Source organism: candidate division WOR-3 bacterium, assembly GCA_039801245.1.
Lineage (GTDB): Bacteria > Hydrothermota > Tepidihabitantia > Tepidihabitantales > Tepidihabitantaceae > JAOABP01.
Genome location: JBDRUF010000001.1, coordinates 1 through 17,473, shown reverse-complemented (window position 1 = coordinate 17,473; position 17,473 = coordinate 1). Strand labels below are relative to the sequence as shown.

Genomic DNA, 17,473 nt, shown 5'->3' with positions numbered 1-17,473 from the left:
CATATCACCCCTTTCTCGAAACGGGTCTTTTTTCTCTTAATAAGAGATCCTTTTCCCTAATTAAAATTTCTGCTCTTTCCTCATCTCCTTCTGCATGAGCCAGTTCAATCTGTCTTTGAAGCCAACGTGCCCGTAAGCGGCATATCTGCTCCCGAAACTTCTCTGCGGTTGGCGGCTCCGGTCCATCAAAAAGCCATCTTGCAATCTTCCTCCTCGCCCTTTCATCATCCACAATATCCATCAAGAGTGCCGGCTTATAAGAATCGCTTCGCCAATGCTCCCCCACTAACCGAGCTACCCCTCTTAGAACTTCATCCTCAACCATTTCGTATAAAGAAAACTCTTGAGCGATACTGGCGAGGTGTTTATCCTGGACCGCTGCCGCCACCAGGTTCTCTGCCAAAATCGAATCACCTGATACCGTGGGATTGACGATTCTTGCACTTTGACGCCCCTCACTCCGCGGGAGGAGTTGTGATTGACTTATTCCAAATTTTTTCGCAATAAGGTTGGCGTACAACTCTCGGGTAACATCATCAGCAATCGCCTCCACAATGGCGCCCAGTTCACTAATAGCAGACCGCTTTTGGGCAACCGTATCCAATCTTCTCCCTCTAATAACAAAGTCAACAAAGTCAATGACATTATCGACTTGCCGAAGAAATGCATCTTTACCAAATTTTTGGATATAACTATCTGGGTCATCGCCTCGAGGTAAAACCATAATCTGGGGATCCACCCCTGCCCGCAGGAGCGTCTCAATTGAGCGACGACACGCCTTCTCCCCGGCCTCATCGCCGTCATAGCACAACACCACCTGTCGGTTATAGCGACCAATCAGCAACGCCTGCTCTTGCGTCAGCGCGGTCCCGAGGCTAGCAACACAATTGTTTATTCCCTTGTCAACTAAAGAAAGGAGGTCGAAATTGCCCTCAACAAGAATCGGCACGGCCTCGCGGATGTATCCCTTGGCTTGAAAAATTCCATAGAGAATTTCCCCCTTGCGGAATATTCGGCTGTCTGGAGAATTAAGATATTTGGGTTCACTATTATCCAATACCCTTCCACCGAAACCTATCACCTTACCGGAAAGGGAAAATATCGGAAAGATTATTCGTTCCCGAAAATAATCTATCAAGCCATTATCCCGTTTTATAAGCAGCCCGGCTTCTAACAAAGCCTTTTCTCCTAATCCTAATTTGCTCCCCGTCCCGCGCAAAGCATTGCCTCCAGGAGCAAAGCCAATCCGAAACCGCTTTACCGTCGTCTCCTTCAAACCCCGTTTCTCAAGATACCTTTGGGCAACATCTGATTTTTTAAGCATTTGCTCAAAGAACCTTGCCGCCTTTTCGCAAGTCTCGTATAGTATTTGTTTTTCACCGCTAACCGTTTCCTCCTCAACCTTTAGCCCCAGCCTTTTCGCAAGTAACCGCACAGCATCAGGAAAATCCAATTTTTCAAACTGCATAACAAAGGTAATTACCGTTCCCCCAGCCCCACATCCAAAGCAATGATAAGCCTGGCGTTCAGGACTAACATAGAATGAAGGCGAGCGTTCAGAATGAAATGGACAAAGCCCTCGGTAATTTCTCCCCACCTTCTTCAATGGCAAATAGCTGCCGATTAGTTCCACGATATCTGTCTCTTGGCGAATCCGCTCAATTACCTCGGGTTTAATCACTTTCACCTCGGAGTCTTAGAACCGTTACCCCAGTTCCACCTGCTGATGGTTCAGCAAACCTGATTTCCGCTACCCGGGCATCCTTACGCAATCGCCGCCAGAGCATCTGCCTAAGAGCACCCGTCCCTTTCCCGTGGAGAATCGCTAACTCTGTGGCCCCTACATTCATTGCCTCATCTAAGAATTTACTCACCGCCATCTCCGCCTCTTCCTTTGTCATACCCCGGATATTCAACCTCGGAACAAACTCAAACTCCTCAACCCTGACCTCTGTCTGCCTTGAATCCTTTTCAGCAGCCAATCTCAGAATGCCGGTCTCAACCTCAAGTTTGATGTTTCCAAACTCCACGACCGCCCGTTCACCATTCACTGCGACCACTTTCCCCCGACGATGAAAAAGGAGGGACTCGACAATATCACCAACACCAAACGCAGACACGGTTTGCACTGGTAATATCTCCTGTCTCTCGGACTCTATTTTATCAAGTTTCTCCTCAATGAACCGTTTTGCCCGGACAATACTTTCATGGTCTGCCTGGCGCTCACGCAACTCCCTCACCAGATTTTCAACCTGCCGTCTCATCTCCTTCAACAGCCGTTCCTGCTCGGTTATAAACCTATTTCGCTCTCGCGCCTGCCACTCCTCAAACTCCCTCAACCTTTTTTCGTAAACCTGAACCATTTCGTTCACCTTCGTCTTATTCCTATCTATCTCTTGTCTCTCCTTTGCCATCTCCCTAAGTTCCTCATCCAGTTGTTGCAGCTTAACCTTGAAATCCACCCATTCCTTTCCCATCCGCTCCTTTGCCCGTATAATTATTCTTAGGGGCAAACCCGAACGTTCAGCAATCTCAAAGGCACTTGACTCACCCGGTATACCCATTATCAACCGATAGGTCGGACCGTTCCTGAACTCCATTCCTGCGTTAGCCATCCCCGCTTCATTCTGCACAAAAACCTTTAGACTGTTAAAATGGGTTGTAGCAATTGTGCATACACCCCGGTCGCGTAGTTCCTCGAGAATAGCAAACGCCAGCGCCGAACCTTCCTCCGGCGCGGTTGCCGCCCCAATCTCATCGATTAAAACTAAGGTGCGCGCATCAGCACTCGCCAAGACCTCATTCAGTCTAATGAGATGGGCAGTAAACGACGATATATCCGCCTCCAAGGACTGCTCATCACCGATATCCGCATAAATCCTTTCAAAAAGCGGCAACCTCGTCCCCACGGCTGCCGGCACAAACATTCCGCATTTCAAAAGCACGCTGCATAACCCTATCGTCTTTAACACCACCGTTTTGCCACCGGCGTTTGGTCCGGAAACAAGCACAACCTTTGTTCGGTCTGGTAAGATGAAATCAAGCGGCACCACATTGGTCTTATGGAGAACCAACAATGGATGTTTTGCCCGAACAATCTCCAGTCGGGCATTATCAATTATCGGGCGGAGACAACCAAACCTCTTTGCAAATCGGCACTTCGCCAAAAGCAAATCCAGAGCTGCCATCGCCATTAGACCGGTGTCGATCTCCTCTCGATAATTGAAGACGAATGCCGAAAGTTCCCGCCGAATCCGCTCAACCTCCTCAGTCTCAGCATCCCGCAACTCCTGCAACCTATTCTGCTCATCAATGCTCTCCAATGGTTCCACAAACACCGTCTGACCGCTGGCAGATAATGAATGGACAACACCTGGCACTTGGTTTTTTGCCTCCAGTTTTACCGGCAGAACAAATCTTTCTCTTCGCACCATCACCGGTCCTTCGAATCTCTCGGGATTTCTCTCCATCATTCGCTCCAGACGCTCCACCAGTTGATTGCGCCGTTCCCGCAACTCCGCTCTTATTTCCTTCAATCTTGGGCTCGCATTGTCTTTGACCGCACCAGACTCATCAATCGCCTGGTCAATTGCCTTTTTTAACTGATATAGCCCCACTATTTCATTAACGATTGGTTTAAGTGCAGTGATTCTTTCTTGGTGACGCCGGAAAAACTGCTCGCACAACTCAAACTGCTCGCACACCTTTCGCACCTGCCACAGTTCAGTAGGTGTAAGAACACCTCCTGCCTCCACCCTTCGCAATAGTCCCCGAACATCGCCCACTCCTGACAGAGGTGGTTCCGTCTCAAGTGCCATCAACTCTTCCATTCGCTCAAACTCAGTCTTAACCTCCAACTCCGTTAGCACCGGCTCCAATACTCGCGCCCGCTCCCTTCCCAATTCACTCTCACAAAGGCTCACAAGCTCCTCTCGGATGCGAAAGAAGTCTAACGCCTTTAGCGTTTTCTCATCCAATTTCAGCAACCTCTTTACCGAACATCTTATAATTTATCTTTCGCTCATCTGCTTACGATAGAGCCGGCGTCTCGCCTCAGCCATCTTGCGCTTACGCCGCTCGCTGGGCTTCTCATAATACTCCCGGCGTTTGAATTCGCGCAGGATCCCGGCCTGTTCACACGCCCGGCGAAACCGCCTGATAAAACTCTCATACGGCTCGCCCTCTCTTACGGTAATACTTACCATTAAACGCTCCACCTCCTTTCTTTAGGCTCATCATTTTAAATCACCCAAAAGCCCCAGACATAGTGCCGTTGCCGCAACCGCTGCGGTCTCAGCCCGAAGTCTCCTTGGACCAAGGGTGAAAAGGGCTGCCCCTGCCTCCCGCATACCAGTCACCTCTTCCTCTGTAAACCCACCTTCAGGACCGATAACCAAAAGGAGCGACTTGACCTTAGAATCTAAAACCGCCGTTAAACTTGTGGCATGCTCCTCTTCATAGGCAACAAGAACCCTGTCAAAATCCTTAAATCTCCTGACAAGGGATTCAAACTCAACTGCCGGTCTTACCTCGGGCAGAAATGTCCTTAAGGCGGTCTTCATCCCGCTTATTGCTACCGTCCGAAGCCGCTGCAACTTCCTCTCGCCCATCCTGCCAATCACCCGTGAACTGAAAAAGGGAACTATTTCACTAACCCCTAATTCAGTCACCGCCTCAACCACGAAACTAAGTTTATCCCCTTTCAAAACCGCTGGAGCCAGTGTCAACCTATGTGCCGGTTCCCTTTGCCCATTTCTTCTCTCGAGCACCTGCACCAAAACCCTGTCCGGTTTGATACCCTTAATTACCATCCTGAACTCATCCCCTCTACCATTTGTGCCAAAAATCTCGTCACCGGGTTTATGTCGTAAAACCTTGGCGATATGCCTTGCCTCCTGTCCAGTGATCACCGCCTCCCCTTTTTCAAAACTCACCTCTTGAAGATAGAAATACTCCATTATGAACCCACAGGCTTTCTTGGCTCGGGCACCGGTTCTGACTGAATCTCAGTCAGTTGCTTGTAAAGCGCCCGCTCCTTCTGGCTGAGATGTTTGGGGATATGAACCACCACCCTCACCAACAGGTCACCGCTACCACCCTCCATCCTCTTTATCCCCTGTCCCCGCAACCTAAAAACTGTCCCTGAATTTGTCCCTGCCGGTATCTCCACCTCTTTAATCCCGTTCAATGTTGGCACCCTAATCCTACCTCCCAACACCGCAACCGGAATTGAAATCGGCACCTCCACAATCACATTGTCCCCATCCCGAACAAAAAGCGGATGCTCCTTCTCCTCCACCTCTATCACCACATCACCACTCCCACCCGGACCCCAATGCCCTTCATTGTGAAGGACAATCGGCATTCCTGGCATTACTCCAGCGGGAATTCTTACCTTTAAGGTTCTACTCTGCCTTATCCTGCCTTCCCCATTGCAGCGCGGGCACAAACTTTTCACCCGTTCACCAGTCCCCCCACAATCTGGACAGGTTGATACCTGAACAAACTGCCCGAATATCGAACTGGTCTGCCGCCTGATCCTGCCGGTACCACCGCAAGTCCCGCAATTAACCCGACCTGAGCCGCCAGCACCCCGACAGTCAGGACACACCTCGTAACGGGAAAACCTTACCTCTTTAGTCACACCGCTCGCAATCTCCTCCAGGCTCAAACGCATCCTGATGATAATATCCCTTCCCCGAGTCTGGCGCCTGGTTGCCCTTCTTTCTTCAGAACCAAAGAGCAAATCAAACAGGCTCCCTGCCCCCCCGCCAAACCCGCGCAAGATATCACCAAAGATATCCTCAAGGTCCTCCTCGTGGGTAAAGTGACGCCGGAAATCAAAGCCACCAGGACCAAACTGAGAAGAAACCCCTTCATGTCCATAGGTGTCATAAATCCGGCGCTTTTCTGGGTCAGCCAGAACCTCATAAGCCTCAGAGAGCTCCTTAAACTTCTCCTCAGCCTCTTTTCTGTTTTCCGGGTTGCGGTCAGGGTGATACTCTTTTGCGAGCCGGCGGTAGGCGCTCTTTATCTCCTCCTGTGTGGCATTACGGGAAACGCCCAGGACCTCATAATAGTCCCTTTTTGTCTGAGGCATTATTAACTAAGCCGACATTTCAATCGGCTTTAAGAACACACCTCCTTAAAACCTTCAGTTCTAAACCAGCCTCCTTTTATTTCTTACCTTCGTCGTCAATTACCGTGTAATCAGCCTCTACCTTTTTATCCTGACCTGAGCCACCCTTCTCTTCACCACCAGCTCCTGCCTGCTGACGATAAAGCCGCTCACCCATACTTGCGGTCACCCTCTGCAAATCAGCAATAGCCGCATCAATCGCACCTTTGTCCTCGCCCTTCATCACCTCTTTTAACTTAGCAATCGCCGCCTCAATCTGCCTTCTATCATCAGCCGGCACCCGCTCACCCAAATCCTTCAGGGTGCGCTCAGTTTGATAGATAATGGTATCGGCACGATTGCGGCTGTCAACAAGCTCCCTGCGCCTGCGGTCCTCTGCAGCGTGCGCCTGCGCCTCGCTCACCATCCGGTCAATCTCCTCTTTGGAAAGACCGGATGATGCGGTAATCCTGATGCTCTGCTCCTTCCCGGTCAGCTTGTCCTTGGCGGTAACATGGAGAATACCATCGGCATCAATGTCAAATGTCACCTCAATCTGGGGAATCCCTCTTGGTGCCGGTGTGATTCCCACCAGGTCAAACATCCCTAATGTGCGATTGTCTGCCGCCATCTCCCGCTCGCCCTGAAGCACATGTATCCGGACGGTGGTCTGATTGTCCTCAACCGTGGTGAAAATCTGACTCTTCCTTGTGGGAATGGTGGTGTTGCGCTCAATGATTTTGGTAAATACCCCGCCCGCAGTCTCAATCCCAAGTGAAAGCGGTGTCACATCCAAAAGAACCACATCCTTGACCTCACCGGCAAGAACCGCACCCTGAATCGCCGCACCTATCGCCACCACCTCATCTGGATTTATCCCTTTGTGCGGCTCCTTGCCAAAGAAGTCCCGCACCAGCTGCTGAACCCGCGGCATCCTCGTCTGACCGCCAACCAAAATCACCTCATCAATATCCCTTGGTGTCAGCTTGGCATCCTCAAGCGCCTGCTTGACCGGCCCGAATGTGCGCTGGATTAGGTCCTCAACCAGCGCCTCCAGTTTTGCCCTTGTCAGCCGATAGTCAATGTGGAGGGGGCCCCTTTTCTCATCGGCATAGATAAACGGCAGACTGATGGTGGTCTCCATAGAGGTGGAAAGCTCACACTTCGCCTTCTCTGCCGCCTCCTTAATCCGCTGCAATGCGGTCTTGTCCTTGGAAAGGTCTATCCCGTGCTCCTTTCTGAACTCGCTGATAATCCAGTCCATCACCCGCTGGTCAAAATCATCCCCACCCAAATGGGTATCACCATTGGTTGAACGCACCTCAAAAACACCCTCACCAATCTCAAGGATAGAGATGTCAAATGTGCCGCCGCCAAGGTCGTACACCGCAATCCGCTCTGAGCGCTTCTTGTCCAGACCATAAGCCAGTGAGGCTGCGGTGGGCTCATTGATGATTCTTAACACATCAAGCCCGGCAATCTTACCGGCATCCTTGGTTGCCTGACGCTGGGAGTCGTTAAAATAGGCAGGAACGGTAATAACCGCCTTGGTCACCGCCTCACCTAAATATGCCTCTGCCGCCTTTTTCAGATAGGAGAGAATCATCGCGGAAATCTCAGGGGGTGAATAGCGCTTGCCATCAACCTCAACCCAGGCATCACCGTTTGCCGACTCAACCACCCGGAAGGGCACCCGCTTAATCTCCTCACTGACCTCAGAATACCGCCTGCCCATAAAACGCTTGATTGAATAGATGGTTGACTCCGGATTAATCACCGCCTGGCGCTTGGCAAGGGTGCCAACAAGCCGCTCCTTGCCCAAGGCAACAACCGAAGGCGTGGTCCTGCCACCCTCAGGATTGGGTATAACAACCGGCTGACCACGCTCCATCACCGCCACACAGGAGAATGTCGTTCCCAGATCAATACCAATAACCTTACTCACATTTTCCTCCTTTCATAAAGAAGGTGAATTTCCAAATCTTTATCACCCTATTAGACTCCTTTTACCTACTGGGCGATTTCCCCTTCTTTCCCTGCCTTATCCTCACCCGACTCTAACTTGGCTCTCCCCACCTTCACCCGCGCCGGTCTTATCACCCTGCCCGAGAACTCATAACCCTTGCACAACTCCTCAACCACCAGATTGGCATCCTTTTCTTCGCACTCAACAAAGCCAATCGCCTCTGCCCGCTTCGGGTCAAAAACCTGACCCTGACAGGAAAACTCATTAAGCCCGTGCCTCTTGAGCACCGCGCATAACTCCTTATGTATCAGCTCAATGCCCTTCTTAATACCATCAATATTATCACTCGGTGCACCAAGCGCCCGTTCAAAATTATCAAGGACCGGCAACAAATCGGCAAAAAGCGCCTCCACACCCGCCTGCCTTTTCATCTCAATATCCCGCTCGGTCCGCTTCCGAAAGTTGTCAAAATCTGCCAAAGCGCGCAGATAATCATTCTTCAGGCTCTTCACACCAGCCTCAAGCTCTGCCACCCTTTCGGTCAACAAAGTTACCGGACCCTTTTTGGCCTTTGTTTCCAGAGGTTGTCTTTCAACTTCACACATCAATAGATTAGACTCTCCTTTTTACCTATCCGATTCAAAATCAATGTGATAGAAAAAGAGCTCACCATTAACCTGCTCCCCAGCCAATCTCTTATACCCTGCGCTGATGAACGGTCTAAATCATTCTTAACCCTTAATTGCATATGATACCACCCAGGGAATCACTCAGGGGGTGACCCGGGGGGTCACCCCCTGAGTCACACCCAGAATCACAGGGTAATTTAATCCCTGAATCATTCACTATTTAACTCTCTGAATTACAGGGAGATAGAATCAGGGTATCAAACACTGAATAAGACAGAGAATGATTTACCCAATGAATAAAGGGTTGACTCAAGGATTGAAACCCTGATTCACTTACCAAGTGAAATACCGAGTCACTCGGTGACTAAATCCCTGAGTGAGTCACCGAATAATATCCTATATGGTATCCTTGGTTGTAATTTATATGGATTTTTCTATTTTGAGGTTTTTAAAGCCTCCTGCCCGATTCTAAAGCCCTGTTCAACGCATTTGATGTTTAATGGTATCAGTTTTGCTTTGGCTTCAAACTCCTCCTTAACCTGCTCAAGAAGCGCCTCAAGCGGCACAATCCCGGTGGCACCAACATAGGCACCAAGCATCACCATATTTGCCGCCCTGCCACTCCCAGCCTCAATCGCTATCTCATTCGCCGGCACCTCAACAACCTTAAGGTCATTTCTTTCTGGTCTGATGTTTATCAGTGAACTGTTGACGATGGCAAATCCCCCTGGCTTCTGCGCCGGGCAGAACTTCTCAAGTGAGGGGCGGTTCATAACAACAGCATCCCTCGGATGGGCGATAATCGGTGATGCGATGGGCTCATCAGCGATGATGACAACACAGTTTGCTGTCCCTCCCCTCATCTCCGGTCCATACGATGGAAGCCAGACAACCTCCTTGCCAAGTTTCATCCCCACCTCAGCCAGGACCCTGCCGGCAAGCATCACCCCCTGTCCTCCAAAACCGGCAAATACCGTCTCAATCTGCATCTTTTGCCTCTGGTTTTTCCGGTGTCTTGAAGTTCCTTACCGGATAATAGGGAATCATATTCTCCTCCAGCCACCTTGCCGCCTGAATCGGTGCAAGACCCCAGTTTGTCGGACAGGTTGAAAGGAACTCAACGAATGTGAAGCAGACATTGTCCCTCTGATAAATAAAAGCCTGCTTGAGCGCGCGCCGGGCGTTGGTAACACCCTTGGGGTTGTGAACCGTAACCCGCTCAACAAAACTGGGGGTGCGCAGGCTGGAGATGAGTTCGCACATCCTGACAGGATAGCCAACATCATTAACATCCCTTCCCCTTGGTGATGTGGTTGTAACCTGTCCGGGCATTGTTGTTGGTGCCATCTGACCGCCGGTCATCCCATAGATGGCGTTGTTGATAAAAACCACCGTGAACTTCTCGCCGCGGTTTGCCGCATGGATGATTTCGCTCATCCCGATTGAGGCAAGGTCACCATCACCCTGATAGGTAAACACAATCAAATCAGGTCTTGCCCTTTTTATCCCGGTTGCAACCGCGGGCGCCCTGCCATGAGCCGCCTGCTGAAAGTCAAAGTTGAAGTAGTTAAAGGCAAGGACCGAACAGCCAACCGGTGCAATTCCCACTGCCCTTTCCCTTAAATTCAACTCATCAATCACCTCAGCAATCAAGCGGTGGATGATGCCATGGGTGCAGCCAGGGCAGTAATGGGTCGGGGTGGGTGTTAAAGATTCCGGGCGTTTAAATATCACCCTCATCTCTTGCCTCCAAGATGGCTTTTTACCGCCTCCATAACCTCCTCTGGACTTGGGACCATTCCACCTGCCCTGCCAAAGAAATAGACCGGCTTTGTCCTGCCAACCGCAAGCCTCACATCCTCAACCATCTGACCGGTGCTCATCTCGATACTCATCACAAACCCTGCCCTCTCGGAGAGTTCAAAAACCTTATCCTCAGGAAACGGGAAAAGGGTAATCGGACGCAAAAGCCCAACCCTGATTTTCTCCTCATCAAGGCGCTGAATAGCGGTCTTGCACACCCGAGCGGTGGTGCCGTAAGCAACAAGAAGGCAGTCCATATCACGGTCGGTCCGATACTCCTCAAACCTGATTTCCTTTTTCTTCATCTCCTCATACTTTGCCGCCAGTTTGAAGTTGAGTTTCTCCTCAATCACCGGGTCAAGGTAGAGTGAGTTGATAACATTCGGCCTTCTCCCCTTGCAGCCGGTTGTTGCCCAGTCCTTTGGCGGCAGCGGTGGAAAATTTTGCTCCTTGAACTCAACCGGCTCCATCATCTGACCAATCATCCCATCGCCGATAACGATAACCGGGTTCCGATACCTGTCTGCCCGGTCAAAGGCAAGTGGCATCAAATCAACCGCCTCCTGGACCGATGATGGTGCCAACACCAGGCAGCGGTAATCGCCATGACCACCACCCTTAACCGCCTGGAAATAGTCACCCTGTGATGGCAGAATCCCACCAAGACCAGGACCGCAACGGACAATATTGACAATCACACAGGGCAGTTCTGATGCGGCAATATAGGAAACGCCCTCCATCATCAGACTTATTCCCGGGCTTGATGATGATGTCCAGGCACGGGCACCAGCGCCAGCAGCACCATAAAGGCAATTGGCAACCGCCACCTCACTCTCAATCTGGAGAAAAACACCCCCAACCTCAGGCATCCGGTGCGCCAGATACTCGGCAATTTCGGACTGCGGGGTGATGGGATAGCCAAAATAGCAAAGACCACCCGCCCTTATTGCCGACTCGGCAATCGCCTCATTACCCTTCATCAGAATCTTAGCCATTACCCCTTAACCTCCTGCGCCTCAGGCTCATCAACCGCAATCTCAATCGCACAGTCGGGACACATCATCCCGCAGAACCTGCAGGCGATACAGGCATCCTGATTAACCACCTGGGCAAAGAAGTAGCCCTTGTCATTAATCTCCTTTGACATCGCCAGGACCTGTTTCGGGCAGTAGTTGACACACAACTCACACCCCTTGCACCGGTTTCTGTCAATCGTTACCTTTGCCTTTTTTGCCACTTGCGCTCCTTAAATCCTGAACCGCTGCGGTCCCAATCCCTCACCCTTTTCCCAGGGCTTCAAGAGCAGCCGCTCAATCACCAAAACCGGGTAAGGGCACATTTCAAAGGCAAAATCTTCAAGCACCCTTTGTTCCAGCGCAACAAACCCAATCGGTTTGGCGGTCTTGACACCGACCATCTCGGCAAGTTCAATTCCCTCTTCAATCACAAGGGAAGTTGTTTCCTCAATCAGATGGGAATTGACAACAATATGGGTAATCTGCAGACCCGAAGAGTTCTCAATCTCCTTTATCAACTCAACAACCTCTTTCACCGTGCGGGTAAAGGGTCGCCTTGAGTTTAGGACAAAAAAGCAGTTAAAATCAAAGGGCTCTATGCCAGAGGCAATGGTTGCCATCACCCGCGCGCCCACCGGGTCACCACCAAGGTCAAGCACAACAAAACCTTCACCGGCAAAAAGCGCACCTTTTATCTCTGGCTGCAACATCGGCAAATCGCTCGCCATCACCTCCTCAGGCGGGACCAAAACATTGATGCCCAAACCCTCCAGGAGTTTGCGCGCCTCCCGGGAGCGGAAATAGGGGTTAACAACATCAAGGTCAGCGATACTTACCCCTTTCCCCTCTTCCCTGAGGCTGATGGCAAAATTGACCGCTATCTCGCTTTTGCCCGAGCCGTAGCCGCCACAAAAGATGTTCACCCGGCGCAGACTGGACAAAAACCCATCCGCATTAAACCAGCGCTTAAGCGCCCTTTTTTCAACCGGATTATTCACTTTAATGTCGCTGGGCATGAAGAAAAAATTTTACCAACAATCTATTATAGGTCAACATCGGCAGATAACTTGAAAAAATGCATCGGAACAATCGCTCGAAATGCTTTCCCGCATTCTTTGGTAATTATCTCTCTTTAACAACCAACCCTAAATCAACCGGCAAGGGCGGATTGTTTGCAAGGGCAGCAAGGATACGCACAGTCTCCTCGTTCCCCAAATCAGCAAAAACCAATCTATTCTCAGTAATCTCTTCAGTAACATCCACAACCGCGCCATCAACAACAAGCGCAAACTGACCGAGGAGCGAGGAGCGAAGACCGATGACCTCCGTCTCCCGTCTTCCCTCGTCCGTGTTTTGTAGTTTGATTATCAGTTTTGGCTGGACCGGCAGGGTGCAATCAACCTCGGCATCTATCAAACTGTTATCGGCAAGAAGGGTATCAAGGTGAATCATCCTTGCGGCATCACCGGCAACCGGCACCACAGGATAGATTGAGGAATCTTGACCTTGCCTTACCCAGGACCCTTGATAGATTTCAATCCTGCCCTTCGATGTCAAGAGCCTTAATGCCTGAATGGTCATTGCCCGGTCAATCTCAAGGCTAAGCGCTGAACCCATCCATTTCAGCCGATGCTCAAGACCAAAATCTTTAAACCGCTCCTTAAGAATCCTCATCACCTCTTGCCTTTGCCCCTTTAGCAAGGAACGACTCTGAGGCACAAGGCTCAGCCTCATCACCGGCACAAAGGGCATTTCCACCCTGCCCGCGCGATTATAACGGTCAATCCGAACCTCCCATTTAGCAGCGCCATTCTCATCAAAACAAAAGAGCCTGACCGGCAGACCAGAAACCCCGTCCAGTTCAACGACGCCCTTAAGCCTTTTCACCCTTAATGGGTCAATCAGACTCATTTGCGGCTCAAACTGATAAAGAACCCGCCCCTTTTCCTCCTGCAAGAACTCAAGCTTGGCTCCTGTGAGAACCTGCTCAATCTGTTTCACTATCATTGTCTCCAGACCCCTTGGCTGGGTCTGCCAGCCGGCATCACTGAGTTGCATCTGAACATCTGCCCTTGCCCGCAAAACCGCCCTAACCTTTTTACCATTTTTAACATAGAAACCATCCCAGGATTCAATGTCAGGTTGATTGAAAATGCCGGAAAACTGCGCCCTGATTCTCACCGGCACATCGGTAAAGTATTGCAGATAAAACCTGAATGACTTTAACTCCGATAGCCTTCTCAGAACCTCCTGCGGCTCAAGGTTTTGCTCTATTGGCTTATGTGAAAGCCGCGCTGGAAGCGCACAAGAGGGGGCTATTATGCAGAATGCGACGCAAAAGGCAAAATGGAAAACTAACAATGCAAAATTTTGATTTTTACATTTTGCACTTTGCATTTTGCACTGCGTCAGAAGTCATAGCCCAATTCAAATATGACCTTCCAGGACCGGTCCTGGGTTACCGATAGTGGTTTGGCAAAGTCAAGTTTGATGGTAAAGAAGGTAAAGGGAATCCTTAAGCCTGCACCCGCACCAAGTTTTAGGGCGTCAAACTGCTGACCATTCCAGATGCTCATCCCCTCACGCCAGACCATACCACCGTCAAGAAATAAAACACCCCTGAGACCCTGAATATTTAATGGCAAAGGAAAGGCAATCTTTAACTGGTCAATAAAGGGATAGCGGAGTTCAAAATTAAAAAGGGTGATGCCCTGCCCTTGTTCATCATAAAACTCACCCCAATTATAACCGCGAACATATTCACCGCCGATGTAATAACCGCTGACATTGCCAAAGTTGACCGCATTAAGGAGCCGGCTGGCAAAAACGAATCGCCTGCCCAGACGCTGGTAGTTTCTGACATCCGCGTAAACAATCTCAAACTGGCGGCTGGAGAGAAAGGAACTTCCCGCCTCAAGCCTTAATCTTGTTCCCCGCACCGGTGCCAGTTGGTCAGGCCAGAAGGTGTTGTCAAAAACAAAGGCACCGCTTGAGTAAAAAAGGTGCTCAAAATAACGGTCGGCAAGATACCAACCGCCCTCATAGAGATAGATGCCAATTTCACTGGAAATTGCGCTCAAACCTGCCTCAACCCTGGTGAACTTATCAAAGGGATAACTGACAATCGCCTCTCCCCCGCGGTCAATACTCTGGGCGAGAATCTCCCCAGGATGGTAAAACGGAATGCCGTAAAGTTGGAAAAGGGCAAAGCCGTAGTCAATCCGGTAGGGGAGCAGCCAGTAGAGAAAGATTGCATTGGAGTTGAGGATGTTGCCATAAAGGTCGGTATAAACCTCAAACCGGTGGTTGCCCATAATGTCGGAAAAGGCAATATCAACCGTGCCGGCAAAACCAGCGGCTCCAGGCGAATACGATGCTGCACCGGCAACATAATCAAGGGAAAGGGCAAAACCAACCGGTTTCACCCTTTCAATGTCCAGACCTGCCCTGTTGAACGGAATGGTATCCATCGCCAACGGACGCGCCATCGTGTCTAAAGGAATCTTTTCCAAAGGGTTAAAAACCACCGCCACATCCCAGCCAACATTGTTAAAATAGGCAAAGGCAAGTTTTTTGTCATCCTTTGAAAGGCTCAGATGGGAAACCTCACCAAGAAAATCGGTACGGTGAACTATTCTTTGTTCCTCGAGAGAATATACGGCAATGTTCTGGGAATGGGAGTCCGCGCAAACCCAGAAAATATGCGAACCTGAGTGAGCCCATACCGGATAGCCAAAGAACTGTCCCCGCTCAGAAAGAGGTTGAATCTCCCCTTTCTCATCTCGTAAAAACACGGCGTAGTTACCAGGAACCCATTCCTCGCCAGGGTTGGGTCGGTCAGAGACAAAAACAATTGATTCGCCGGTAGGAGAAAAGTCAGGGTCCCGTTCCTCATAGATGTCATAGGTTAGCCGCCTTGGCTCTTTCTCATCAAGCCCAATAATGTAGATATCACTGTAGCCGTTTTTCAAGCCGACGAATACCAGTTTATTACCGTCAGGAGAGAACTTCGGGCTATAGATGGCATCAAGATTGGCAAAAATTCTGCGCCTAACCCTGCCGGTGTTGATATCGATCAAAGCAATGTTGTCCCGCCCGGCAGTGGTGGTAACGAGCGCAATAGACCTTTCATCTGGTGACCAGGTTATTCCCGGTCGCAGAAGATGTAAACCTTCAAATCCACCTGATCTGGCTCCACGTACCACCCTTTTCAGGAGATTTCCGGATAGTGCCGATATCAGGTAGCAGTCAACATATTCGCTCCGGTCGGAAATCATAGCAATCTTTGTTCCCGATGGCGAGATGGCGGGCGCGGTGTTGTATATTGAGCCGTCCTGAGTGTGGTCAGTGAGTTTTTGCGCTACCGTTTCAAAGTTTGGCATCTTGGTAATTTGAGGGAGGTATTTTAGCCTTAACCATTTTTCCCATTCTTCACCAATTCTCTTCTGACTCATACCGAAAACCGCCTGAAATGTTGCCTCAAGGTTGCGTTTTGCCCTCAGGGTATTCATAAACTCATAAACCTTCTTGGGACCATAACGCTCTGCCACATAATTAAAGAAGGATTCACCCTCGCGATAGGCAAGATAACCGTAGTTGTCATTCAGGTCGGTGAGCGAAACTAAACGATTGTTTAACACCAAATCGCGCATGAAAATTTCTGAACGGACCGTTACCCAACCGCTCTGGAACTCGGCAAAGCCTTCAATGACCCAGAGTGGAACCTGAAACTCACCGATCGCGCCCAAGAGCGCAGACAACCTTGACCGGTAAAACATCTGAAACTCAAAAATATGGGTAAGTTCGTGACCGATAATATGGTAGAGGTCATTATATGAACCATTGAACGGAACAACAATCCGATTCTTAATCAACTCAGCAAAGCCGCCAACCCCCTCTTCAATCAGGTCGGTGATGACATTGGTCTCCTGGAATTGACTTGGCGAAAGATAGATTATTACGGGGGTCTTCCCTTCCAGTTCCATATTAAGGTCCTCTTTGTTCTTCTCATAAAACCGCTCAAGAGCATCTGCGGCAAATTCGGCTACCGCTTCCCCCCCAGGATAGTAAAGCACCTTAAAATGTTCTGTATCGTAAGAAAAAAACTGATAGTCCCTGGTTTGGACTTTGTTTTTGCCAAAATAAGAAAACTGTCCTAAGGAAATATCGGCCAAAACTATAAAAATAAATAAAAACCCACGGAGGAAGGAAGATGGAAGGTGGATGACGAGTTTAAAGATTATCATATATCTTTAGAGCTGCAAATCCTTACGATCTCCTCACCCAGCTTCTTCTACTTCCTTTTGTTATCGGTAAATAAAAACAGCCGGTCCGCCACTTTATAACCCCAAGCCATATCTGGTGTTGTATGACCGTAACAGATGCCACCACGGGCATCAAAGCCCACAGCTCCGCATAAGACCTTTTTCCTTTTCGCCTCGGAGAGGGCCAAGGTCAATGCGGTTGGTGCGGGCAATGTCTTCATCCGCTCAACAATATCTTTTGCTAAAAACAGTTTGATTATCCCCTCACCGTGTCCGGTACAGGAAACCGCGCCATATGCAGAGGCATATGTCCCGCACCCAGGTAAACAGGAGTCCCCTACTCTCCCTGTCATTCTACCTGCAATTCCACCACTTGATGTTGCTGCAGCAAGGTGTCCATTACGGTCTATTGCCACCGCCCCTACCGTTCCCATCTTTTCCTCTATCATTCCGAGAGCACGATTTAGTTTCGGGAAAAATGGCGAACCCTCCCTTTTTACCTCTTCCAGCCTTGCCCGGGCTTTCTCGGTAACGCAGTCATATTCCTCAAAACCCATCCTCCGAGCAAAGAGTTGCGCACCCTCGCCCCCAAGTATCAAGTGGTCGGTCTCGGTCATCACTTTTTCCGCAACCAAAATAGGATTTTTTACATTTCGGATGCAACATACAGCCCCAAA

At 49.9% G+C, this 17,473-nt stretch carries 15 protein-coding genes; all 15 read right to left on the bottom strand.

Going from position 1 to position 17,473, the window contains the following annotated elements; genetic code table 11:
* Nucleotides 1-4: 4 nt before the first annotated feature.
* Nucleotides 5-1,681 carry a DNA primase gene (gene dnaG / locus ABIK47_00075; protein MEO0019026.1) on the bottom strand — a complete coding sequence of 559 codons (1,677 nt, stop codon included), beginning with the start codon at nucleotides 1,679-1,681 and terminating at the stop codon, nucleotides 5-7.
* Nucleotides 1,674-3,977, bottom strand: coding sequence for an endonuclease MutS2 (locus ABIK47_00070; protein MEO0019025.1), 2,304 nt, complete (start codon nucleotides 3,975-3,977; stop codon nucleotides 1,674-1,676). Before ABIK47_00070 ends, dnaG begins: the two co-directional genes overlap by 8 nt.
* 33 nt (nucleotides 3,978-4,010) lie before the next feature.
* Nucleotides 4,011-4,205: a 30S ribosomal protein S21 gene (gene rpsU, locus ABIK47_00065; protein ID MEO0019024.1), complete on the bottom strand. Its 195-nt coding sequence runs from the start codon at nucleotides 4,203-4,205 to the stop codon at nucleotides 4,011-4,013.
* Nucleotides 4,206-4,235: 30 nt separating this feature from the next.
* Nucleotides 4,236-4,958, bottom strand: coding sequence for a 16S rRNA (uracil(1498)-N(3))-methyltransferase (locus ABIK47_00060; GenBank protein ID MEO0019023.1), 723 nt, complete (start codon nucleotides 4,956-4,958; stop codon nucleotides 4,236-4,238).
* Nucleotides 4,958-6,100: a molecular chaperone DnaJ gene (gene dnaJ, locus ABIK47_00055; GenBank protein MEO0019022.1), complete on the bottom strand. Its 1,143-nt coding sequence runs from the start codon at nucleotides 6,098-6,100 to the stop codon at nucleotides 4,958-4,960. Before dnaJ ends, ABIK47_00060 begins: the two co-directional genes overlap by 1 nt.
* A gap of 76 nt (nucleotides 6,101-6,176) precedes the next feature.
* Nucleotides 6,177-8,063, bottom strand: a complete 1,887-nt coding sequence (dnaK, locus tag ABIK47_00050) for a molecular chaperone DnaK (GenBank protein MEO0019021.1) — start codon at nucleotides 8,061-8,063, stop codon at nucleotides 6,177-6,179.
* A gap of 65 nt (nucleotides 8,064-8,128) precedes the next feature.
* Nucleotides 8,129-8,689 (bottom strand): nucleotide exchange factor GrpE, encoded by a 561-nt coding sequence (locus ABIK47_00045; protein ID MEO0019020.1) that lies wholly within the window; start codon nucleotides 8,687-8,689, stop codon nucleotides 8,129-8,131.
* Nucleotides 8,690-9,147: 458 nt separating this feature from the next.
* Nucleotides 9,148-9,702 (bottom strand): 2-oxoacid:acceptor oxidoreductase family protein, encoded by a 555-nt coding sequence (locus ABIK47_00040; GenBank protein MEO0019019.1) that lies wholly within the window; start codon nucleotides 9,700-9,702, stop codon nucleotides 9,148-9,150.
* Nucleotides 9,692-10,453 (bottom strand): thiamine pyrophosphate-dependent enzyme, encoded by a 762-nt coding sequence (locus ABIK47_00035; GenBank protein ID MEO0019018.1) that lies wholly within the window; start codon nucleotides 10,451-10,453, stop codon nucleotides 9,692-9,694. The genes ABIK47_00040 and ABIK47_00035 overlap by 11 nt, the downstream gene beginning before the upstream one ends.
* The gene (locus tag ABIK47_00030; GenBank protein ID MEO0019017.1) at nucleotides 10,450-11,511 is read right to left on the bottom strand and encodes a 3-methyl-2-oxobutanoate dehydrogenase subunit VorB; all 1,062 of its coding nucleotides are present in this window, start codon (nucleotides 11,509-11,511) and stop codon (nucleotides 10,450-10,452) included. Before ABIK47_00030 ends, ABIK47_00035 begins: the two co-directional genes overlap by 4 nt.
* Nucleotides 11,511-11,753, bottom strand: coding sequence for a 4Fe-4S binding protein (locus tag ABIK47_00025; protein ID MEO0019016.1), 243 nt, complete (start codon nucleotides 11,751-11,753; stop codon nucleotides 11,511-11,513). Before ABIK47_00025 ends, ABIK47_00030 begins: the two co-directional genes overlap by 1 nt.
* 9 nt (nucleotides 11,754-11,762) lie before the next feature.
* Nucleotides 11,763-12,548 carry a cobalamin biosynthesis protein CbiA gene (locus ABIK47_00020; GenBank protein ID MEO0019015.1) on the bottom strand — a complete coding sequence of 262 codons (786 nt, stop codon included), beginning with the start codon at nucleotides 12,546-12,548 and terminating at the stop codon, nucleotides 11,763-11,765.
* A gap of 106 nt (nucleotides 12,549-12,654) precedes the next feature.
* Nucleotides 12,655-13,929, bottom strand: coding sequence for a hypothetical protein (locus ABIK47_00015; protein ID MEO0019014.1), 1,275 nt, complete (start codon nucleotides 13,927-13,929; stop codon nucleotides 12,655-12,657).
* Nucleotides 13,930-13,940: 11 nt separating this feature from the next.
* Nucleotides 13,941-16,607, bottom strand: a complete 2,667-nt coding sequence (locus ABIK47_00010; protein MEO0019013.1) for a BamA/TamA family outer membrane protein — start codon at nucleotides 16,605-16,607, stop codon at nucleotides 13,941-13,943.
* Nucleotides 16,608-16,825: 218 nt separating this feature from the next.
* Nucleotides 16,826-17,473, bottom strand: a 648-nt coding sequence (locus ABIK47_00005) for an isoaspartyl peptidase/L-asparaginase (GenBank protein ID MEO0019012.1), incomplete at its 5' end; no start/stop codon positions are given.